Origin of the sequence: Siphonobacter sp. BAB-5405 (assembly GCF_002872335.1) — a bacterium.
Taxonomy (GTDB): domain Bacteria; phylum Bacteroidota; class Bacteroidia; order Cytophagales; family Spirosomataceae; genus Siphonobacter.
In genome coordinates this window covers 85,129-104,837 of record NZ_NJAG01000013.1, presented here as the reverse complement: position 1 = coordinate 104,837, position 19,709 = coordinate 85,129, and the positions used below count along the sequence as shown (strand labels likewise).

Annotated in this window: 21 protein-coding genes and 1 pseudogene; 11 read left to right on the top strand and 11 right to left on the bottom strand. The window is 47.0% G+C overall.

Annotated elements, in window-relative coordinates; translation table 11 throughout:
- Window positions 1-26: 26 nt before the first annotated feature.
- From BWI97_RS12645 to adhP, 3 genes are all read right to left on the bottom strand, one after another.
- On the bottom strand, window positions 27-908 hold the full coding sequence (locus BWI97_RS12645; RefSeq protein ID WP_102201242.1) for a dienelactone hydrolase family protein: 882 nt from the start codon (window positions 906-908) through the stop codon (window positions 27-29).
- Window positions 909-1,085: 177 nt separating this feature from the next.
- Entirely contained in the window at window positions 1,086-2,396 is a 1,311-nt protein-coding gene (locus BWI97_RS12640) for a metallophosphoesterase (protein WP_102201323.1), read from the bottom strand.
- A 208-nt stretch (window positions 2,397-2,604) separates the two neighbouring features.
- Window positions 2,605-3,639, bottom strand: coding sequence for an alcohol dehydrogenase AdhP (gene adhP, locus BWI97_RS12635; RefSeq protein ID WP_094810625.1), 1,035 nt, complete (start codon window positions 3,637-3,639; stop codon window positions 2,605-2,607).
- A 255-nt stretch (window positions 3,640-3,894) separates the two neighbouring features.
- Here adhP and BWI97_RS12630 point away from each other — a divergent pair, with 255 nt between their 5' ends.
- Entirely contained in the window at window positions 3,895-4,914 is a 1,020-nt protein-coding gene (locus tag BWI97_RS12630; protein ID WP_146010928.1) for a J domain-containing protein, read from the top strand.
- Between the two features lie 47 nt (window positions 4,915-4,961).
- Here BWI97_RS12630 and BWI97_RS12625 read toward each other — a convergent pair.
- The 3 genes and pseudogenes from BWI97_RS12625 to BWI97_RS12615 all read right to left on the bottom strand — a co-directional run bounded on the left by BWI97_RS12625 (window position 4,962) and on the right by BWI97_RS12615 (window position 8,270).
- A pseudogene (locus tag BWI97_RS12625) lies at window positions 4,962-6,517 on the bottom strand (ribonuclease E/G).
- Window positions 6,518-6,910: 393 nt separating this feature from the next.
- Complete coding sequence (locus BWI97_RS12620) at window positions 6,911-7,747, bottom strand: lipopolysaccharide assembly protein LapB (RefSeq protein ID WP_102201240.1); 837 nt, start codon at window positions 7,745-7,747, stop codon at window positions 6,911-6,913.
- 199 nt (window positions 7,748-7,946) lie between these two features.
- The gene (locus BWI97_RS12615) at window positions 7,947-8,270 is read right to left on the bottom strand and encodes an HU family DNA-binding protein (RefSeq protein ID WP_255157790.1); all 324 of its coding nucleotides are present in this window, start codon (window positions 8,268-8,270) and stop codon (window positions 7,947-7,949) included.
- Between the two features lie 279 nt (window positions 8,271-8,549).
- On the opposite strand from BWI97_RS12615, the gene mutY reads away from it, so the two are divergent.
- From mutY to BWI97_RS12595, 4 genes are all read left to right on the top strand, one after another.
- Window positions 8,550-9,617 carry an A/G-specific adenine glycosylase gene (gene mutY / locus BWI97_RS12610; RefSeq protein ID WP_102201239.1) on the top strand — a complete coding sequence of 356 codons (1,068 nt, stop codon included), beginning with the start codon at window positions 8,550-8,552 and terminating at the stop codon, window positions 9,615-9,617.
- An 85-nt stretch (window positions 9,618-9,702) separates the two neighbouring features.
- Entirely contained in the window at window positions 9,703-10,185 is a 483-nt protein-coding gene (locus BWI97_RS12605; RefSeq protein ID WP_102201238.1) for a single-stranded DNA-binding protein, read from the top strand.
- A 124-nt stretch (window positions 10,186-10,309) separates the two neighbouring features.
- Window positions 10,310-11,698, top strand: a complete 1,389-nt coding sequence (gene gldE / locus BWI97_RS12600; protein WP_233207828.1) for a gliding motility-associated protein GldE — start codon at window positions 10,310-10,312, stop codon at window positions 11,696-11,698.
- 38 nt (window positions 11,699-11,736) lie between these two features.
- On the top strand, window positions 11,737-12,123 hold the full coding sequence (locus tag BWI97_RS12595) for a Dabb family protein (protein WP_094810615.1): 387 nt from the start codon (window positions 11,737-11,739) through the stop codon (window positions 12,121-12,123).
- Window positions 12,124-12,191: 68 nt separating this feature from the next.
- Here BWI97_RS12595 and BWI97_RS12590 read toward each other — a convergent pair whose 3' ends face one another.
- Complete coding sequence (locus BWI97_RS12590) at window positions 12,192-13,007, bottom strand: glucose 1-dehydrogenase (protein WP_102201237.1); 816 nt, start codon at window positions 13,005-13,007, stop codon at window positions 12,192-12,194.
- Between the two features lie 26 nt (window positions 13,008-13,033).
- Window positions 13,034-13,225, bottom strand: coding sequence for a hypothetical protein (locus BWI97_RS12585; protein WP_094810611.1), 192 nt, complete (start codon window positions 13,223-13,225; stop codon window positions 13,034-13,036).
- A 251-nt stretch (window positions 13,226-13,476) separates the two neighbouring features.
- Here BWI97_RS12585 and BWI97_RS12580 point away from each other — a divergent pair, with 251 nt between their 5' ends.
- The 3 genes from BWI97_RS12580 to BWI97_RS12570 all read left to right on the top strand — a co-directional run bounded on the left by BWI97_RS12580 (window position 13,477) and on the right by BWI97_RS12570 (window position 15,388).
- The gene (locus BWI97_RS12580) at window positions 13,477-13,986 is read left to right on the top strand and encodes a hypothetical protein (protein WP_094810609.1); all 510 of its coding nucleotides are present in this window, start codon (window positions 13,477-13,479) and stop codon (window positions 13,984-13,986) included.
- 78 nt (window positions 13,987-14,064) lie between these two features.
- The gene (locus BWI97_RS12575; RefSeq protein ID WP_146010927.1) at window positions 14,065-15,024 is read left to right on the top strand and encodes a hypothetical protein; all 960 of its coding nucleotides are present in this window, start codon (window positions 14,065-14,067) and stop codon (window positions 15,022-15,024) included.
- A 151-nt stretch (window positions 15,025-15,175) separates the two neighbouring features.
- Entirely contained in the window at window positions 15,176-15,388 is a 213-nt protein-coding gene (locus BWI97_RS12570; RefSeq protein ID WP_094810605.1) for a hypothetical protein, read from the top strand.
- A 163-nt stretch (window positions 15,389-15,551) separates the two neighbouring features.
- On the opposite strand, the gene BWI97_RS12565 is transcribed toward BWI97_RS12570, so the two are convergent.
- The 3 genes from BWI97_RS12565 to BWI97_RS12555 form a co-directional block, all read right to left on the bottom strand.
- Window positions 15,552-15,869, bottom strand: coding sequence for a hypothetical protein (locus tag BWI97_RS12565; RefSeq protein WP_141217411.1), 318 nt, complete (start codon window positions 15,867-15,869; stop codon window positions 15,552-15,554).
- A 263-nt stretch (window positions 15,870-16,132) separates the two neighbouring features.
- A complete protein-coding gene (locus BWI97_RS12560; protein WP_158242747.1) occupies window positions 16,133-16,594 on the bottom strand; it encodes a PA2169 family four-helix-bundle protein in 462 nt (153 codons plus the stop codon).
- 69 nt (window positions 16,595-16,663) lie between these two features.
- Window positions 16,664-17,161 (bottom strand): hypothetical protein, encoded by a 498-nt coding sequence (locus BWI97_RS12555; RefSeq protein ID WP_094810599.1) that lies wholly within the window; start codon window positions 17,159-17,161, stop codon window positions 16,664-16,666.
- 164 nt (window positions 17,162-17,325) lie between these two features.
- Between BWI97_RS12555 and BWI97_RS12550 the strand changes: the two genes are divergently transcribed.
- The 3 genes from BWI97_RS12550 (at window position 17,326) to cysD (ending at window position 19,633) form a co-directional block, all read left to right on the top strand.
- The gene (locus BWI97_RS12550) at window positions 17,326-17,526 is read left to right on the top strand and encodes a hypothetical protein (RefSeq protein WP_094810597.1); all 201 of its coding nucleotides are present in this window, start codon (window positions 17,326-17,328) and stop codon (window positions 17,524-17,526) included.
- Between the two features lie 381 nt (window positions 17,527-17,907).
- Window positions 17,908-18,612, top strand: a complete 705-nt coding sequence (locus BWI97_RS12545) for a phosphoadenylyl-sulfate reductase (protein WP_094810595.1) — start codon at window positions 17,908-17,910, stop codon at window positions 18,610-18,612.
- A 172-nt stretch (window positions 18,613-18,784) separates the two neighbouring features.
- Entirely contained in the window at window positions 18,785-19,633 is an 849-nt protein-coding gene (gene cysD, locus BWI97_RS12540) for a sulfate adenylyltransferase subunit CysD (protein ID WP_233207841.1), read from the top strand.
- Window positions 19,634-19,709: the final 76 nt, after the last annotated feature.

Here is a 19,709-nt window from a genome sequence, read left to right as displayed (position 1 = left end):
AATTCTGCAAACAGCAAACCGAAAACTTATAGCAGCTTTTTCTTCAGATATTCCGACGAATGCTGAAAGGCATCTTTCGTAGCGGCTTCGTCGTAGATCGGGTTGCTAGGATTGGCAAAGGCGTGGTCGGCATCGTACATCTTCACTTCGATTTTTTTACCAGCCATTTTCATGTTTTTCTCGAACTGCTCCACTACGGTTGGAGGAATGCCTTTGTCTTTCTTACCGAAGAAACCGATCACGTCTGTTTTCAAGGCTTTCAGTTTATCAATATCCTGCTCCGGACGACCGTAATACATCACGCAACCCACCGCCTGTGAACCTTCCAGCAGGGCGGACTTCAGGGAAAGCATGCCACCAAAGCACCAGCCAATCGACGCAAATTCAGCTTTGGGTCCACCGTAGTTAATGCCCGCTTTCATGATTGATTCCAGACGCTCGGGTTTCGCCTGACTCATGTATTTTCCGGCGTCTTCGCGGGTGGTAGCTACATTGCCGTCGTACATGTCCAGAGCCAGTACGTTTACCTTGCCGTCCAGTTCGTTGTAGTACTTTTCAGCTTCCTGCTTTACGTAATCGTTCAGGCCCCACCATTCCTGATAGACCAGCAGATATTTGTTCGAGGGGCTTTTAGCCTTGATGAAAAAGCCGTTTGCCGCTTTTCCGTCGGGAGCATCCATCTTGATCATTTCGCCACCGGCCTTACTAACGAAGGTGAAAGGTAGAGGTTCTACGTGCATAGCCTGAAACTCTTTGGTAGAAGCCATCAATTGCATGGGATCGGGAGCCAGCCCTTTGGCCTGATCCTTCGTTTCGTGACAGGTTGCAGTAGCTTCTTCACAGCAGCTTTGACCATAAGAAAGCATTCCGTTCATAACCAAACCAAGAGCAAGGAGTATTTTTTTCATAACATTCGGGATTTGAATCGGGTGAACACGGTAGTTAAGGTAAAAACAAGCCTGCGAAAAAGATGTTTCAACCGATAAAAAGTTAAAGCCACGCAGAAAATTTTCTACGTGGCTTTTTGAGATCCTGTTAAGGAGGAATGGAAGATTCAAAGAACGAACAACGAGGAACTCCGTTTTCTATCCTTTCTTCAATTCAAAAATCGTAATCTCCGGGGGCATCCCTACGCGTCCGGGGTAGCCAATATAGCCATAGCCCCGATTTACGTATAATTTCTGATCGCCTTGTTCGTAGAGACCCGCCCACTGTTTGTAGCGGTACTGAACCGGGCTCCAGCGGAAGTACTTGGTTTCGACACCAAACTGCATTCCGTGCGTATGGCCGGCAAACTGTACATCAATATCCGGGAACAGCGGACGAACCTGGGCATCCCAGTGACTCGGATCGTGAGAGAGCAGTAATTTCACCGGAGCTTCTTCCGTTCCGGCGGCCGCCTTTTTCAGATTTCCGTATTGAGCAAAGCCGCCTGTACCCCAGTTCTGAATCCCGATGATGGCCAGTTTTTCACCACCCATTTCCAGAAAACGGTGTTCATCCAGCAACAGATCGTACCCCATTTCGCGGTGTACCCGTTCGAGATCCAGCAGGTTCTGGCGTTTTTCCTGGGGACTATTCCAGGCTGCGTAGTCACCGTAATCGTGGTTACCCAGGGTTGAGAAAACGCCGAGGGGAGCTTTTACTTTATCGAATACATCTTTGTAGTCTTTTACCTCGATGGCCCGATCGTTCACTAAATCACCAGTAAAGAAGACCATATCGGGTTTTTCGCGAAGTAGCATTTCAATACCGCCCTTCACCGCCGTTTTATTAAAGAAACTACCTGAGTGGATATCCGAAATCTGGGCGATCCGTAAGCCATCAAATTGCTTGGGTAGGTTTTTCAGTACCAGCGGTACGCGGCGGATGCGGTAATCGTGGGCTCCGGATACAATGCCATACGTAAAAGCGATGGCCGGAACCGCGGAAGCGACCAGAGCGGATTTTGCCAGAAATTCTGAACGGGAAATCGTATCCGGATCACGCAGTTGGGCCGTTGGAGCTGGTACAGCCACATCGGGAGCGTTCGCCACAATGGGGGTATCGACCGTAGACGAGGAGTTAAAATGGGAAATGACCCAACGGAAGGCCCGACTGAGATCGTCAAGCAACAGAAAGGGTACCATGAAGATCTTGCCCAGGTAACCAATCAGAATGTAACTAAACAAAAACCCACGTACAAATTTAAAACGTCCCCAGAAATCGCTACCCAGCGTAGCGGAGAGGGCAAACATAAGTAAGGCAACCACGGGAAAACTCCAGTACAGTAATCGGGCAAAGCGTTGCCAGCCCGGTGAAGCCTGTTGGGTAGCGGCCTTCACCGCCTGGAAACCGTACCAGTCTACCACCAGGAGGACGGCAAGGGTTATGATTAAAGTGAGACTTCTATTCATGAGGGAAGCGTTAAAACCAAGTTCTGAGGATTGAAACAAGCGTACCACCGGAGATAGTTCAAATCGGGTTAGTTTTGGGATGAATGGTGAATCCTGAGACTGAAGGGTTTGAAGCGAGTGTGCTTCAACCTGCTGTAACAAAAAAGGAGCTAAACCTTACGAAAAAGTTTAGCTCCCTGGTAGGAAGCGTACGCTGATAAACCTAGACTCAGGCCGAAGCGATTTCCATCACCATACGGCCTTCGATCGCTCCTTTTTTCATTTGATCGAACACGTCATTAATGGATTCCAAAGGAGTCGTATGCACGGTCGCCCGTACTTTCCCTTCGACGGCAAACTCGATTGCTTCCTGGAGATCTTTACGCGTACCGACGATAGAACCGCGAACGGTGATACGTTTCAAAACGGTTTCGAAAATGGGTAAATCAAAGCTTCCGGGAGGTAAACCGTTCAACGCAATGGTTCCTTTTCTGCGAAGGGCTGCGATGCCTTGCCGGAAGGCAATGGGTGAAACCGCTGTGACCAGTACACCGTGCATACCTCCTGCTTCCTTTTGCAAGTATTCGCCCGGATTCTGCGTTTTTGCATTGACTACCAAGTCGGCTCCCAGTCGTTTCGCTAACTCTAATTTATCGTCCGCTACATCAATAGCCGCAACGTGCATACCCATGGCTTTCGCATATTGTACGGCTACGTGGCCCAGGCCGCCAATTCCCGAGATGGCCACCCACTCACCGGGTTTGGTTTCAGTTTCTTTCAACCCTTTGTACACGGTTACGCCGGCACAAAGAATGGGAGCCATCTCAATAAAGTTGACGTTCGAGGGGAGCTTTCCTACGTATCGGGCATCGGCAATGACGTACTCGGCGTAGCCACCGTCTACACTATAGCCGCCGTTTTGCTGACTCTCGCAAAGCGTTTCCCAGCCAGTAATACAATGCTCACAGCAACCACAGGTACTATAGAGCCAGGGTACGCCAACGGCATCACCTTCTTTAACGTTGGTCACATCCGGCCCTAAGGCTACGACATACCCGACGCCTTCATGTCCAGGAATGAGCGGTAGCTTGGGTTTCACCGGCCAGTCGCCACCTGCGGCGTGCAAATCAGTATGACAAACGCCACTAGCGATTACTTTAACTAAGATTTCGTTACGACCGGGTCGGCGAACCGGCATTTCTTCAATGGATAGGGGTTTTCCGAATTCACGGACAACCGCCGCTTTCATAGTAAGGGGTAACATAGAAAACGTGTTTAGATAGATGAAAGAATACGGGTAAAGGCAATGACTAATCCTGCTTCAAAGGAAAAGGATAACCTTTACTTGGTACGTCTTCAATCCTATCATAAAAACGAACGATTCTATCAAGGTGAAGCAGGATCCTGTACGATCGTGAAAGGCCTACTTATTGGGCTACGATTTTTAAAAGACACTCGGTAGGCCCTATTCTTTTGAACTAAACTCTTCCCGTACTTTGCAGTTTAATCAGATTCACGCGTGGAAAAGTTAATACCGACCCCTGGAAAAGCGACGCTATCCGACGTGCAGGAAACGTTTCAGAAGTACCTGCAACGAATCGAGCAGCTACGGCAGGACCTTCAGAATTACGAAAGCTGGGAGGCAATGGCCCGCGAACGGGTGAAGCAGGAAATTCTACCGCTGGAAGAAGCCGTAGTAGACGCTCACGTCCGCCGGGTACATCTTTTCAATGATGCCTATCATTCCAAGGCCTTCAAAAAAGCGGAGAAAGGGGCTTTACGGGAATTTATCATCCAGGAATCATCGGTACTGATCCGACGGTTTGGACGGGAAGACCTGCGGGCCATCTACAATGAGCATACGGGCCAGGAAACGAAAGCCGAGAAGGACCGACTTGAGGAACTGAAAGAGCTGTTTTCTCAGCAATACGGCATTAGTTTTGAAGGCGTCCGCCTCAAGAACGAGCAGGAATTAAGAGCGTATGTAGCCGAACAGATGGCGAAACAGCAGGCCCGGCAGGAGGAGAAACGACAGAAACGAGCGGAGAAAAAGGAAAAACGAAAGCAAAAAAAGGCCGTACAGCTACCCGAAGTCGTACCGACTGAACTCATCCCGTTGCGTAAATTATACATGAATCTGGTGAAACGCCTGCACCCGGATCGCGAGCGTGACGAAGTACAACGGGAGCATAAAACCCGACTGATGCAAGAGCTTACGGAAGCCTATCAGCAGGGTAACTGGTTTGCTTTGCTGAAACTGCAGAGTGAACAACCCGAGGCTAGTCAGACGGACGATTTTCAGGAAATGGCCGCGTACAATCAGGCTCTGAAAAAGCAGGCTGATCAGTTACAAAGTCAACTGAACGAAGTACGGAAAAGTGATTTTCAGGCCCGCTTTGTAGCAGAACCCCGGCAGATGGATGCCAAGTTTGCTCAGGAAATTAAACGCCTGAAGGCTACGATTCAGCAATTGCAGGAGGAATTAAAACGCAGCCGAAATCCAGAGCATTTGAAAGATCTGATTCGCAATTACGTATAAGAACGAAAGACGAATCAAGTGATTCCGGCCTTTTCGTTCTTATACATTTATCCGTGTACCTCAATCGGCTCGCCGGACTTATTGTAAAAATGGAATTCGGTAACACCTAGTGAGCTGTCCTGTACCAGGTTTACCCAGATTCGGTACTTCAGCCACCACTTCATTCGGCGAGACGGAAAACCGCTCATAAAGTATGAATAAAGGTAGGGGTGGAGCATGATCCGTAATCCTTTTTCATTCTGCTTACTGAGTATGTAATCCAGATTTTGTTCAACAATGTCTGAGACTGCAATACTCGCCGTAATCTTTCCCGTTCCACCGCAGGTGGACAAACTTCCTGAGTCTGAATGTTGAGTTCGGGCCGTACCCGTTGCCGGGTAATCTGCATAAGACCAAATTTAGTGAGGGGCAGAATGGTGAATTTCGAACGATCGAGCTTCATTTCCTCCCGCATCACGTCATAAATCTGCTTCTTATTCTCGGGCTTTTTCATGTCAATAAAATCGATGACAATGATTCCACCCATATCCCGAAGCCGCAACTGACGGGCAATTTCTTTGGCTGCTTCAATGTTTACATTGACCGCCGTATCTTCCTGGCTTTCTTCCTGATTGGATTTATTACCAGAGTTTACGTCAATGACGTGTAAGGCTTCCGTATGTTCAATGATCAGATAGCCACCGCCCGGTAAACTTACCGAACGTCCGAAAAGCATTTTGAGCTGCTTTTCAATGCCGAAATGTTCGAATACCTTGTTTTTCCCTTGATGGAATTTAACAATATTCTGCTTCTCGGGAGCAATCTGGGTAACATACGATCGAACCTCTTCGTACATTTCCTTATGGTCGAGCGTAATGCTGTCGAAGTTATCATTCAGCATGTCCCGCATAATGGACGTAGCCCGGCTCATCTCACCGATGATTTTATCACGGGGCTTGGCGTCCCGGAGGGCTTTCATCCCCGCATCCCACTTGGCCAGCAGGCTTCGCAGGTCGAGTTCAATTTCCTCCGATTCTTTTCCTTCAGCGACTGTACGGATGATTACTCCAAAGTTGGGCGGCTTAATGCCCTGTACAAGCCGATGAAGGCGTTGACGTTCCTGCTTGCTGGTGATCTTTTTGGAAATATTAATCGAATGTCCAAAAGGAACCAGTACCAGAAAACGGCCTGCAATGGAAATGTCGCAGGAAAGTCGGGGGCCTTTGGTTGAAATAGGCTCCTTTACGACCTGGACTAAAATAGGGGCATTTTTGGTTAAGACTTTGTCAATCTTTCCATGCTTGTCTATTTCAGGCTCCATCTCGAACCCATTCAGCATGCCATCACTCACCCGTTTGGCAATTACATCTTTCGTGTACTTGTTGAGTGAATTGATGTTATGCCCCAGGTCCAGGTAATGAAGAAAGGCATCTTTCTCGTACCCAATATCTATGAAAGCGGCATTGAGCCCGGTGACCAGTTTTTTGACCGTTCCCAGGTAGATATCGCCCACAGAGAAGTGCTCTTCTGACTCTTCAAAGTGATATTCAACGATTCTTTTGTCCTGCAAAAGAGCGATTCTATCACCTTTGGGAGTCGAATTGATAACTAATTCATTGCTCACAGGTGATGCTCAGAGGGTTTAGAGTAAACCCATAAGAAACGCTTCCAGCGACACGAAAGCGATGCTGACTTAACTTTTCTTATTCATTTACTCGGTTCGAACAGAATTGGGTGAATACACAAAAAGGCTGTAACCCAATCGGGCCAGCCCAAGGAGTGAAAAATGAAAAGTCAAAAAGTGAAAAGTGAAAAAACTACACTTTTCACCTTTCACTTTCCACTCGATGTTATTTCTTCTTGTGTCTGTTCTTTCTCAGCCGCTTTTTACGTTTGTGAGTAGCGATTTTGTGGCGTTTACGTTTTTTTCCGCAAGGCATAATTGAAAATGAGTTTAAAGTTGTCAGTTCGCAGGAATCATTTGATCACCCGGAAACCAGCAACCGAGTTAAAAAAATTACTTTAACTGCTCCAGGTATTCCCGGACACCCGCCTGAATGGACGGGTCAGTTTCTTTTTTCCGAACCTCTTCCAGCAGAGGTTTGGCTTTTTCTTTTTGGCCCGTTTCAGCGTAGCAGATGCCCAGATAAAACATCGTGCGGGTGCTGTTGGGGTGAGTCCGCAGGATTCGTTCGAAACGTCCAACCGCTTTCTCGTACTGGTTGGAACGCATGGAAAGAATGCCCAGGTTGAACAGGGCAGGTTCAAAGTCCGGATCCTGTTCCAGAAGCTCACGTAGCATGCCAATCCCCTGCATGGGGTTCGCCGTGGATACGTAAGTCATGGCCAGGTTGGCTTTTGCCTGCAGCAGGTTCGGATTCTGGTCCAGGGCTTTCTGGTACCAATCCCGCGTTTGCTGACCTAGCGTTGCCGCTTTATCTGAATCAAGGGCAAACGTAAAGGCTTCGTAATACCGATCGCCCGCTTTCAAGTAGCGTTCGACCGTCGGTTGTAGTCCAGCGATTTCTCCGGCGAAATAAGCTGCACTGTCAAACCGGCTCACTTGAGTAAAGAGTTCCGCCAATTGCTCGCCGGCCCTAATGCGTTCGCTCGTGGAGTGGTTGGTACTTTCGAAAATCTGACGGGCTCCGTCGATGGCTTTACGTTGTTCAGCCGGGACGGGGGGCAGATGGGTTTCAGCGGCCGGAGCTGAGGGTTTGGACGCTTCTGACTGCGTTGGTACTTTCTTCTCCGTGGCTCGTTTATCATCCTTCACGGCTACTTTCGGCAGACTATACAGCCCGCCAATCGAAGCAACAGCAACAACGATAAGGGTAATAAATGATTTCTTCACGGGAGCAATGATTTTAAAAATTTGAGACTAACGATTAGCGAATACGATTCAGCAGATAGAGAAAGTCACAAATTCAACACTTACCAAAGCAAATCAATTCATTGGGTACTTAAAAAATCTGGACAGGAGGGCAGAAAGAAAGTATAGCAGAACTGTTAGCCTTCTTCCTACCCTGCATATCCGGTGCTACACCAGGGGCTTAAACAGCCTGGCTAGCTTTTTCAGAAGTTTTTACTGATTCCGTAAATTCTTTAGCGGGTTTAAAGCTAGGAATGTAGTGCTCAGGAATTTCCATCGTCGTGTTTTTAGAGATGTTCCGTGCTACTTTCTTCGCCCGCTTCTTATTCACGAAGCTGCCGAAACCGCGAACGTATACCGGTTCGCCATCCACGAGAGCTTCTTTCACCACGCCGAAGAATGTCTCCAGGCTCTGAGCTACATCAGCTTTGTCAATGCCGGTCTTTTCGGCGATTTTTGCGATCACGTCTGCTTTGGTCACTTGGGTAAACTTTAAAAGGTTTATAATGATTTTTAATTGAGAAAGTGCCTAAGGCTCAAAATTTTAGAGGCACAAAAGTACGGGTTTGAATTCATTTGCAAAACAATTATTCAGAAATCTGGTCAATATTTTTTTTGTAATCGACTCGTATTTAGCGAATTATACCTCTTTTCGTGACGAAAACTAAGTACGTAGAGGGCTGTGTTTTTCCTCGTTTTTGTCACTTTTACCTCACTTCTGCCAGTCTGTCGGCCCGTATAAAGTGGCTTGATTCTTTTAGTTTCATCTGCTTTACACCCTGAAATGACCAACGATTTTTTTGCTCCCAAACTACTGGCTTGGTACGAACGTTATGGCCGGGATTTACCCTGGCGACATACCACCAATTCCTATCACATCTGGCTTTCGGAAATCATCCTCCAGCAAACGCGGGTTGTGCAGGGAATGCCTTATTACTACCGCTTCATCGAAACGTTTCCAACCATTACCGGCCTGGCGAATGCCGACGAGCGGGAGGTATTACGGCTTTGGCAGGGACTGGGCTATTACTCCAGAGCCCGAAATCTGCATGGCACGGCTAAAATCGTTGTGGAAGACTACGGCGGCGTTTTCCCCACTACGTACCAGGAGCTACTGAAACTCAAAGGAATTGGCCCCTATACGGCAGCAGCCATTGCCTCCTTCGCCTTCCGCGAAAAAGTGGCGGTACTGGATGGGAACGTCTACCGGGTGCTCTCGCGTATATTCGGGATCGAAACGGACATTGCCAGTCACGCTGCCAAAGCCCAGTTTACCCAACTGGCGAATTCCCTGATTTCAGCTGAGCATCCGGACTTGTTTAATCACGCCATCATGGATTTCGGTGCGACCCAGTGCGTACCCGTATCACCCCAGTGTATGTTCTGTACGTTTAATCAGGTATGCGAAGCGAATCTCACAGGACGACAGAGTCAACTTCCCGTCAAAGCGAAGAAGGCGAAAGTACGCGACCGTTTCTTTCACTACATAGTATTGGAAGACGAACAGGGTCGGCTGGCCATGCGTGAGCGTACTGGAAAAGACGTCTGGACGAATATGTTTGATTTTCTGCTGATCGAAGATGAACAACTGCTGGATTGGGAAACGCTTAGTCAACACGCTAGTCTGAAACCCTTACTACCGGAGTTAGTACTGCTGAATGAGTCGCCCGTCTATACGCACATACTCTCGCATCAACGTATCGAAACGCGTTTTTGGCATTTGAAAATAACCCGACCGCTAGCCTTACCTGAACCGCTGCATTGGTACACGCCGGAGGCAATTGATCAATTACCTAAATCGGTATTAGTACTTAAATTTATTGATCAGTGGATGAGTAAAATAACTGATTGATCGGTAGGGCAGTACCCGAAAATTTCGCTTTGATTTACCCGGGAAATTTCGTAATTTCACATTCAATCCTACTGACTATTTTAACATGGCACGGACGTTCAATAAAGTAATTTTAATCGGTAATCTTGGGCGTGATCCCGAGACGCGGACGCTTCCCAGCGGAGCTAAAGTAACGGAATTTAGTGTGGCTACTACTGAATCATACACAACCCGTACGGGCGAAAAAGTAGAACAGACGACCTGGTTCCGGGCAGAAGCCTGGGAACGCCTGAGCGACATCGCTTCCCAATACTTGAAAAAAGGAGATCAGGTGTATTTGGAGGGCCGTTTACGGATGGAAGAGTTCACCGATAAAGAGGGCAACACCCGTTCAGCTTTACGTTTACGGGTAATGGAACTTAACCTGATGGGTAGCGGTGGACGTACTGAAGAGGGTGGTTTTACGCCAGCTTCGACGAGCAGTATGCCAGCTCCTGCGGCGACAGCGACTCCCGCAGCTCCCCGGCCAACTACGCCGGTGGCTCCTGCTTTCAACAGTGGCAGCGACGAAGACGATTTACCTTTCTAGGCATTAAATCTGCTTGCGATAATTAGTACATATCCGTTAATCCTGATTGTTTTGCAAATCGGTCGGGGTTAACGGATTCAATTTTTTGTTACCTTGGCTTACGTTTCACCAAACGCTTCCTGACTTGGAGCCACATTTGCTCACTGAATCCGCCCTGACCCTGGGCGATATTTTAGACCCATTCCCTATTTGGGCACCTCTCGCCAACGCGGTAGGTGCCGGATTCTACATCAGCAACGGCCTTATGCTGTTGTTATTACTAGCCGCCTCGGCTTTAGCTGCCGGTTCAGAAGTAGGCTTTTTTTCTCTCTCACTCGACGCCCGTAACGAGATTCGGGATAGCGACAACGCCGCCGAACGCCGGATTGCCAAATTGCTCGATCATCCGCAGTTGTTACTGGCAACGCTTCTTATCTTCAAGAACTTACTCGACATTACGCTGGTCACCTTGACCTCCATTGCTACCAAGGAAGCCCTGGGCGAAGGAGTTGCGGCCTGGGTCGGCGTAGTGATTCAAACCGTTGGGGTAACCTTTCTGATTGTATTTTTCGGTGAATTGATACCTAAGGTTTGGGCCAATCAGAATCCGATTCGTTTTCTGAAGATTACAGCTCCGGTGATTGAAGCGGCTCAGTTTCTCTTTCGACCGATCTCGGTACCGTTGATGGGTATTTCCAATATTATCGAAAAACGGGTACAACGGAAAGGCTATACCATTACTGCCGAAGAACTCAGCCACGCCCTGGAAATCACAACGGGAAAGGATACGTCTTTGGAGCAAAAAGAGATTCTTCGGGGAATCGTTAACTTCAGTAGTATTTCGGCCCGACAGATTATGCGGTCCCGGATGGATATTACTGCTTTCGATATAGAGCTGGATTTCCACGAATTGATGGATAAAATCAATAAGTCGGGTTACTCGCGTGTACCGGTCTATCGAACGTCGATCGACAAGATTGAAGGCATTCTGTACATTAAGGATTTGTTACCGCACATTGATAAAGACGAACATTACGAATGGCAGGCCAATGTAAGACCCGTCTATTTTATTCCCGAAAGCAAAAAGATTGACGATTTGCTCCATGATTTCCAGGAGAAACGCGTCCATATGGCCATTGTCGTAAATGAATACGGTGAAACCGAAGGACTCATTACGCTGGAAGATATCATTGAAGAAATTGTAGGTGATATTCGGGATGAGTACGATGAAGAAGAAATTCAGTACACGAAAATTGATGAAAATACGTACGTGTTTGAAGGAAAAACCTCGCTCAACGATGTAACCAAAGTGATGAACATGGGGATCGACGTCTTTGGGAACGTACGCGGCGATAGTGAATCGTTAGGCGGATTGTTATTGGAATTATTTGGACGTCTACCCAAAGTAAATGAAGAGGTAATTCATGATGTATTCACGTTTCGGGTACTCGCTGCTGATCAGAAACGAATCAAGAAAGTTCGCGTTTCCATGCAACGAAGCGAAATCAAGAAACAGGATCGTAATTTAGATTAATAGCTTAATTCAGTCAAATTCTATCATAACCTCAATCCATGGATCGTCGATCATTTGTGAAAAATGCCTCCGTTGTTGCGGCTGCCGGTGCAGTACCCCAGGCCGATGAAAAACTAACCTTTGTTCACCACGTATTTTTCTGGTTGAAAAATCCGAAAAATAAAGCTGAGCACGATCAGTTACTGAATGCCCTGAAGAGTCTGGGCAAGCTGTCCGTGATCAAACACGCTCACATCGGTAAGCCCGTTGTTACGGAATTCGATAAGGCGGTGACGGATGGTACCTACAGTTTCTCGGTTATGCTGGTCTTCGCCTCCGCTAAAGATGAGCAGACCTATCTGGTACACCCCGAGCACAAAGCCTTTATCGACAAAAACAAACATCTCTGGAATAAAGTAGTCGTTTACGATTCACAGTTGATCTAATCCAAACCAGAGTAAAAAGAAGGGATGTCCGTTTGAGGCATCCCTTCTTTTTTGTCTCATGAAAGGAATTAACCATTGTCTGCAAATTCTGGATACAGCATCATACCTCCGTCGATATAGATCGCTTCTCCGGTTATATAATCCGATTCGTCTGAGGAAAGCCATACGGCCAGTTTAGCCACGTCTTCCGGCTTACCGATGCGTTTGTACGGAATCAGATCCATGAGAGCGGGCATCTTCTCGGGGTCACTCCACACTTCTTTATTAATCGGCGTTTTAATGGCTCCCGGACTGATGGCATTCACCCGAATTTTCAAAGGAGCCAGTTCCTGAGCGATAGACTTCATGAACATCAGTACACCGCCTTTCGAAGCAGCGTAGTTGACGTGTCCAGCCCAGGGGATCATATCATGAACCGAACTCATGCAAATGATTTTACCAATAGCGTTTGCCTCTTGGGAAGGATTCGCTTCGGCCTGTTTCACAAACTGACGGGCAGCCAGATTTGAGCAGATAAACTGACTGGTCAAATTGGTCGAGATGACGGCTTCCCACTGGTCAAGAGTCATTTCCAGAAAAGGAGCATCAACCTGACGACCCGAGTTGTTCACAAGAATATCCAGCTTTCCGAAGGCTTCCAGCGTTTTATCAAACATTTGTCTGACATCTTCTTCTACGCTTACATCCGCTTTCACGATAATGCCTTTACCACCAAAGGCTTCAATCTGAGCTAAGGCATCCTCGGCACCTTCGGACGTTTTATGGTAATTGATTACAACCGAGGCACCTTCACGGGCCATTTCAATAGCGATTGCTTTTCCGATGCCAGAACTGGAACCGGTGATCATTGCTACGGAATCTTTGAGTCTTTGATAGGAAGCCATAAGTAGTAAGTAGGATAATAGTAAAGCTAATTATAATAGGTTTCTGACAAACGTCGGGCGGGTACCTGACGCCAGGCCCATCGCCGGGCCAGTTCGCTGGCCATCTTGATAGCTTCGGCTGGACTCCGTCTACCGCCACGCATTAAACGTTTGGCAATCAGTAAGGCACGCTCCCGGGTAGTGGGCGAAAGAGTTCCTAACACTTCTTCAGTTTTCATAGCTGTTTTGGGTTTTTGCGGAGGATGAAAGAAAGTTTTGTGCCGGGTACAGAAGGGGTAAACCAATTCAAGGCGTGGGTAGGCATTTCCCCAAAAACGTTGATTAATTCAGTAGGCACCTGAATTTCTTAGATAAGCATAGGAAAAGTACAACGGCATGAAAATTGTTAGTAAATGACTAACATATTTTCATTTATTAATGGTAATCTACTTAGTTCAGTAGTTGTTTACCCGTCAAAGATGAACGACCCATGAAAAAAATTCTTATTTCTCTATTCTTTGTGAGCTGTACGACGCTGGTACACGCTCAAATTAAAGATTGGGCTCTAGGCCTGAAAATTGGTCAGCCTACGGGTCTTAATATCCGGAAGTATGGTGACCGTAATGCCTTCGATGTAAACATAGGAACCTATGGAGGTTTGTTCGGCGGTACGAGCGATTACCGGAAAGGTCGGCTCAAAGGTGTTGGGTTTGCCATTAACGCCAATTACCTCTGGTATGCTCCAGCATTCAAGGAACGAATGTCGCTTTACGGAGGGGTAGGGGCTCAGTTGACTTCACGGAAGTATTACCCCGATATCAATAGCACTGCAAACGATCGCAGTATTGGGATTGGACCTACGGTGGTAGGTGGGGTTGAATTTCTCTCGAAGCGAAGCCCGTATTCTCTTTTCGTAGAAGGAGGACTATATGCGGAGTTACTGCCGGCCTTTTTCTATCTGAGTCCTCAGTTGAACGCAGGTTTGCGTTATAATTTCTAACATCCAACCAACTACTACACTAGCCTTACCCAAACGACTACCCATCATTGCAGCTAGTGTACTAATTAAAAAATGGCTATGAAACGTCACATCATTTTACTAGGAACTTTAGCTACCGGACTGTTTTTAAGTTCATGTGCAGGACTGGACAATTTTTCGAGTAGCCTCAAACGCGGAGAGTCAAACCGCACCGCTTACCGTGAAAATCGGGATAAACAGGAACGACGCGAAGAGAAAGAAAAAGATCGTCGTCAGGAAGAACGTGAGGAAAGAGAAGCTCGTCGGGATGAGTCAGATATGGACCGGTATCGTGACGAAAAACGCGATGAAAGAAGGGACAGCGACAGAAGATACGAGGAGCGGAGAGATGATGAAAAAAAATACGAAGACCGCCGGGATGATGACCGGAAAGATGAAGATAAAAAATCAGAAGATCGTAAAGACGATGACCGTCGAGACGATCGGGAGCGTCGGGATGAGGACCGCAACTTCTTCCGTAGCGAACGCCGTGACCGTGACGATGTAGATCGTTACCGGGACGAGGATCGCCGCTACGAAGATCGTTCTCGCCGGGATCGTTACAGCGATGACCGGGATCGGGACGATCGGGATCGCCGCCGTTACGATGATCGATACAATGACGATCGAAACAGTCGTCGCTACGATGATCGGGACGACCGTTACCGAGATGAGGACTGGGACTGGAGTTCCCGCCGTTCCAACCGCCAGGATTCATCGGAAGAACGCGAAAAACGTGAACTGGCCGAGCGACTCGACGATCAGATTAATGAGTTAAACAATCGGATCGAATCATTAGACGACAAACAGAAGGGCGAAACTCGCCGGGATCGTCGTCGCCGGGAAGCCATGCGGGATGATCTGCAGGAGAGTCGTGCCGAGCTGTTCGAAAAATACTATAGCATCAATCAGTCTTCCGGTCGCGAATGGAGAAAGGCTAAACGCGATGTTTCGAAATACATGGATGATCTGGATGATAAAATCGAAGACGCCCGGAGAAGTTTAAGACGGGAAAAATAGTCTACAACTTTTGCAATAACGAAAGACCCGCTCAGCGGGTCTTTCGTTTATAACAATCTGATCCGCAAGTACTTGAACTTGCAAAAAGAAAAGGCACAACAATTTTAAATTAGTTAGCAACGCTAAATACTTCAATCAAACCAATATTCCTATGGCTCAGCAACCGATTAATACTCCGCAGAACGAAAATCCGAATATGCGTAAACTGTTCATATTCATTGGTGCCATGGTAGCTATCTGTGTTATCTGGGCCATTGTTGGAGGTCTCTTCACCAATAGCCCCACGGGTACAAAAGGCGTTGGAGCAGTAACCGATAAAGATTCAGCTTTTGTACAGGAAAGTGATACGTTACGTACGCAATAGGCTCATACTGGGACTGCTTGACTTTATAACCTTCCTGGCAACGAATACGGTTTTTCAGAACGACTTTATTCATTCCAACATCCACGGCACTATAGACGAAAAAAGAAGARGGAAGAACAGCACGTTCTTCCCTCTTTTTTTTCGTCTATAAAATTGAACTAAACTAAGCTCGCATTAAATAATGATTGGTCGGCTCTGGTTCCAGTTCAGCCAGTCGATTAGTGAAAGATTTTAGTAATTTCCACTGACTGGTGAGCAGTTGTCGTACACTTTCGGGTAGATCCTCGCGTAATGCATTACGATAGAGCATCAGCAGATTGTCATCCACCTTTTTACGCAAATCTTGTTCATAGTTATCATGATCAAGAACGTCGTTCCACTGTGGGGCAGATACCACATCATAGGACATTCTTCCCCCATAATTCCACAATTGATTGACCAATTGTGTTTTGCAAAGGCTACTGCTGGTCATTCCTCGCATGAGAAAGGGCTTTACCAACAGACAGTTTACGCGGGTAACTAAAGTGTGATATACACGAACGCGTCCTTCGTGAGCGTGTATTAAGGCATTAAGCCAATAGTCTAGGCGGTGATTGTCAGCTCTTTCCATGGTCAGGAATGATAAAATAAACTCTGAAAGTGATTAAACATGGGTCTTAAAAAACAAATCGAAGATCAACGCCTGGTGATGTTGGATACCGCGTTATGCCTAGACTATCACTAATACCATTCCAAAACCATGTATTACGCCTGAGAAATGTTTTTTTCCTCTTTGCGTAACGATTGAATGAGCAATAAATCCTGGGCAATAATCGTTTGTTGACCTTCCAGCAAAACCTGAAGACCGGGCAAAGTCTGGATCTTATCGTGAGCTAACGCTTCCGTATACGTAGCAAGGGCTGTTTCATCGCCCGCTTCACAAGAACTTAAAATGGCATCCCGATCTTTTCCGAGTAATTTTTCTTTAATGTCAATCCAGAATTGATGAAAACGAGCAGCGGTTGTACCCGTTTCAGGCGGAGTCTGTTTGTACTTTTTCAAGACTTCTCCTAAATCTTCTGCGAAGTCTTCACTTTCTTTCCCTAATTTCTCAAACAAGACTTTTAGTTGTGGATCTTCAACATCTCTGGCGGCTACCGTATAGCCATTGGTACGATCAATATTGATTTTAACCAGCAGGTCCAGCTGATCAATAAGATTTTCCATTTCAGTTGCCATACTTCTATCGTGTAATTGAATAATGGATAACTACGTATTTGGTTGAAAGACAGATTTTTATAAGGCTGGATGAAGGCGATTCTGTTGGTCTGCCTCCGAAATTGCCGTAGGTACGGGCATGGCCTCTTCGGAAGAATGAATATTCTCTACTTCTCCGATTTCATCGGGCCGGATAGGAGCCTGCTCGGGAATGTCCGGCATTGGAGGCGTTTCGTCGGGTGCTTCCGGTACGACATCCGGCGTTTCTTCAGGAGCATGCGGTAAATCCGGGAACGTGCCGGGAACATTAGGCAGATCCGGCTGAATTTCGGGTGTCGGCGGTGAAACCGGCGGAATTTCAGGTGCTGAGCCTGGAAAAACGTTCTGTACCGAGCGGTCTTCCTGCTGACGGGTTTCCTTCGGATAAGCCGACTCGTCACCCAATCCTAAAGGACCTTCGTTTTCGTCCATGGACTTTTCAAGTTCTAATTCCTGAGCCGTCTCAGAAGGCGTGTCACGATGAATGTCAGATGATTTTTCTCCGGGAGCCGGGCGAGTGGGTTGGATCGTTTCCATAAGATGAGGTATATTAGTCATACAGATACCTGAAGATGGGCAAAAGTGATGCCACTGACTGTATCGCCTGATCCGTCCCATATTGGGGAAAACCTACGCGTTACGAAGCGAATGGAGTCGGTATCAAATTTTAATAATGCTTACCTACTAAACACAGCTATGTTATGGAAAATCAAGAATCACAAAATCCAGAACCTACCGTAGAGAAGTTTTTAGAGCAGGTAGAAAAAAAGAATTCAGAAAATGAAGTAAGCCAGGAGAAAGAAAATCTTGAGCACAAACGTAATCACGATGAAGAGTTCAAAGAACTCTCCCAGCAGGAAGAAGAGAAAGCCCGTGAGGCCGAAAAATTTGTAGGTAGCTGATCTGCTCAATACCTTACGCAGGAAAGCCCCGTTCTGACTAGAGCGGGGCTTTTGTTTGGTCAATACGTAGAGTAGATCCGGCTAAGAGAAGAAAAAGATGCTTAGAAAAAGATAGAGTCACTTTTTGTTTAGATCCGGGAAAGAAGAAAGGTTAAAACAAATATATTTGTATTTAATCTTCTGAAAATAAGTGTTTTATGATGATTGAGTAATCCGTGAATAGCTTTTGTTAGCATGGAATTTCGCCAAAAGGCAGCAGCGTAATGAACAGTTTGCTTGATAAAATCGGTTAATCATTCTATCTAATTTATAGACATTATCTATTTTTGTCGATCGTATCAAAAAACGAAGGATCGGCGGCGGAAGAACCCGGTGAAGAGTATGAACAACGAAGCATTAATACAGGAGTTAAGACCCCAGCTGGAAATTCTGGAACCCGTTGAGGCTATCGCCTTACTTACCGAACGATTTCCTGGAAAAGTAGTATTTTCAACCTCATTAGGGCAGGAAGATCAGGTCATTACGGACATTATCTTCCGAAACCACTTGCCCGTACGGGTCTTTACCCTGGATACCGGTCGTTTATTTCAGGAGACCTATGATCTGATGGATGCGACACGGGCCAAGTACAACCAGTCCCTGGAGACGTATTTCCCGAACACGCAACGCGTAGAAGCACTCCTGCAGGAAAAAGGATTCAACAGTTTTTATTACTCCGTTGAAAATCGCAAAGAGTGCTGCTTCATTCGTAAAATTGAACCCCTGAAACGGGCCCTGACCGGAGCTGAAATCTGGATTACGGGTTTACGGGCGGAGCAATCCGAAAACCGGGCTGATATGCCCGTTCTGGAATGGGATAACGGAAATCAGGTCCTGAAATACAACCCGCTGATACACTGGACCTACGATCAGGTACTGGCTCATCTGGCGGAATACCGCGTTCCTGATAATCCGCTGCACCGCAAAGGATTTATTAGTATCGGCTGTGCCTGCTGTACCCGGGCTATTGAGCCGGGAGAGCACCCCCGGGCTGGTCGCTGGTGGTGGGAAGAGTCGAAAAAAGAGTGTGGACTACACTCAGCGTAGAAGTGCATCGTGTAAAAAATAGATCATTTCCGGGCGGTCTTTCGAAAATCGGCTACGGAAAACCTTTACAAGTCTGACTATGAGTTCATTCGGAGATAAGTCCTTGATTCCTGCTTCTGCTTTGGAAAACCCTGTTTTCCCCCGTGAGCTGGAAGATGAAGCTATTTACATCATGCGGGAAGTAGCCGCTCAGTTTGAGCGGCCCGCTATTCTGTTTTCGGGAGGAAAGGATTCCATTACCTTGGTACGCCTGGCTCAGAAAGCTTTTTATCCGGGGAAAATTCCTTTTCCGCTGCTGCACGTGGACACCGGGCATAACTTCCCGGAAACCATTGAATACCGCGACTGGCTCGTAAAAGAAGTAGGAGCCGAGTTGATTGTTCGGTACGTACAGGACTCAATTAATCAGGGAAAAGTACAGGAAGAATCCGGTAAGTACGCTTCCCGCAACGCTTTGCAAACGGTAACGCTACTCGACGCCATTGAAGAATTCAAGTTCGATGCCTGTATTGGTGGGGCTCGTCGGGATGAGGAAAAAGCTCGGGCGAAAGAACGAATTTTCAGCGTACGTGACGACTTCGGCCAGTGGGATGCCAAGCGGCAACGTCCCGAATTGTTCGATATGCTGAACGGACGCATTTCCGTAGGTGAAAACGTTCGCGTATTCCCCATCTCCAACTGGACCGAACTCGACGTCTGGAATTATATCAAGGAAGAAGGTATTCCCCTGCCTTCCATTTATTTCTCCCACCATCGACCCGTATTCGAACGGGATGGTATGCTTTGGGCCGATTCCGAGTACATCAATAAAGATACCGATGAGATTCCGTATGAAGCAACGGTTCGGTTCCGTACCGTGGGTGATATGACCTGTACGGCGGCCGTGCTGTCGGAAGCAACGGAGCTGGACGACATTATCGGAGAAATCCTGTCGGCTGAAATTTCAGAACGTGGAGCCCGCATGGACGATAAACGCTCGGAGGCAGCGATGGAAAAACGCAAGCAACAGGGCTATTTCTAAGCGTTAACCGGATGGTTACGACAGCGTAGAGGCTGTCAGAGAAAGCTTACAGTATTAAAAAATCTTCAACGGGGCA

Excerpts from the sequence above, each read along its gene's own strand:
- BWI97_RS12585 (WP_094810611.1), bottom strand. The coding sequence starts at position 13,225 with ATGAAAACTGAAGAAGTGTTAGGAACTCTTTCGCCCACTACCCGGGAG.
- BWI97_RS12560 (WP_158242747.1), bottom strand. The coding sequence starts at position 16,594 with ATGGAAAATCTTATTGATCAGCTGGACCTGCTGGTTAAAATCAATATT.
- BWI97_RS12570 (WP_094810605.1), top strand. The coding sequence starts at position 15,176 with ATGGCTCAGCAACCGATTAATACTCCGCAGAACGAAAATCCGAATATG.
- BWI97_RS12555 (WP_094810599.1), bottom strand. The coding sequence starts at position 17,161 with ATGGAAACGATCCAACCCACTCGCCCGGCTCCCGGAGAAAAATCATCT.
- cysD (WP_233207841.1), top strand. The coding sequence starts at position 18,785 with ATGCGGGAAGTAGCCGCTCAGTTTGAGCGGCCCGCTATTCTGTTTTCG.
- BWI97_RS12565 (WP_141217411.1), bottom strand. The coding sequence starts at position 15,869 with ATGCGAGGAATGACCAGCAGTAGCCTTTGCAAAACACAATTGGTCAAT.
- BWI97_RS12590 (WP_102201237.1), bottom strand. The coding sequence starts at position 13,007 with ATGGCTTCCTATCAAAGACTCAAAGATTCCGTAGCAATGATCACCGGT.
- BWI97_RS12575 (WP_146010927.1), top strand. The coding sequence starts at position 14,065 with ATGAAACGTCACATCATTTTACTAGGAACTTTAGCTACCGGACTGTTT.
- mutY (WP_102201239.1), top strand. The coding sequence starts at position 8,550 with ATGACCAACGATTTTTTTGCTCCCAAACTACTGGCTTGGTACGAACGT.
- BWI97_RS12545 (WP_094810595.1), top strand. The coding sequence starts at position 17,908 with ATGAACAACGAAGCATTAATACAGGAGTTAAGACCCCAGCTGGAAATT.
- BWI97_RS12645 (WP_102201242.1), bottom strand. The coding sequence starts at position 908 with ATGAAAAAAATACTCCTTGCTCTTGGTTTGGTTATGAACGGAATGCTT.
- BWI97_RS12605 (WP_102201238.1), top strand. The coding sequence starts at position 9,703 with ATGGCACGGACGTTCAATAAAGTAATTTTAATCGGTAATCTTGGGCGT.
- BWI97_RS12595 (WP_094810615.1), top strand. The coding sequence starts at position 11,737 with ATGGATCGTCGATCATTTGTGAAAAATGCCTCCGTTGTTGCGGCTGCC.
- BWI97_RS12550 (WP_094810597.1), top strand. The coding sequence starts at position 17,326 with ATGGAAAATCAAGAATCACAAAATCCAGAACCTACCGTAGAGAAGTTT.
- BWI97_RS12640 (WP_102201323.1), bottom strand. The coding sequence starts at position 2,396 with ATGAATAGAAGTCTCACTTTAATCATAACCCTTGCCGTCCTCCTGGTG.
- BWI97_RS12580 (WP_094810609.1), top strand. The coding sequence starts at position 13,477 with ATGAAAAAAATTCTTATTTCTCTATTCTTTGTGAGCTGTACGACGCTG.
- adhP (WP_094810625.1), bottom strand. The coding sequence starts at position 3,639 with ATGTTACCCCTTACTATGAAAGCGGCGGTTGTCCGTGAATTCGGAAAA.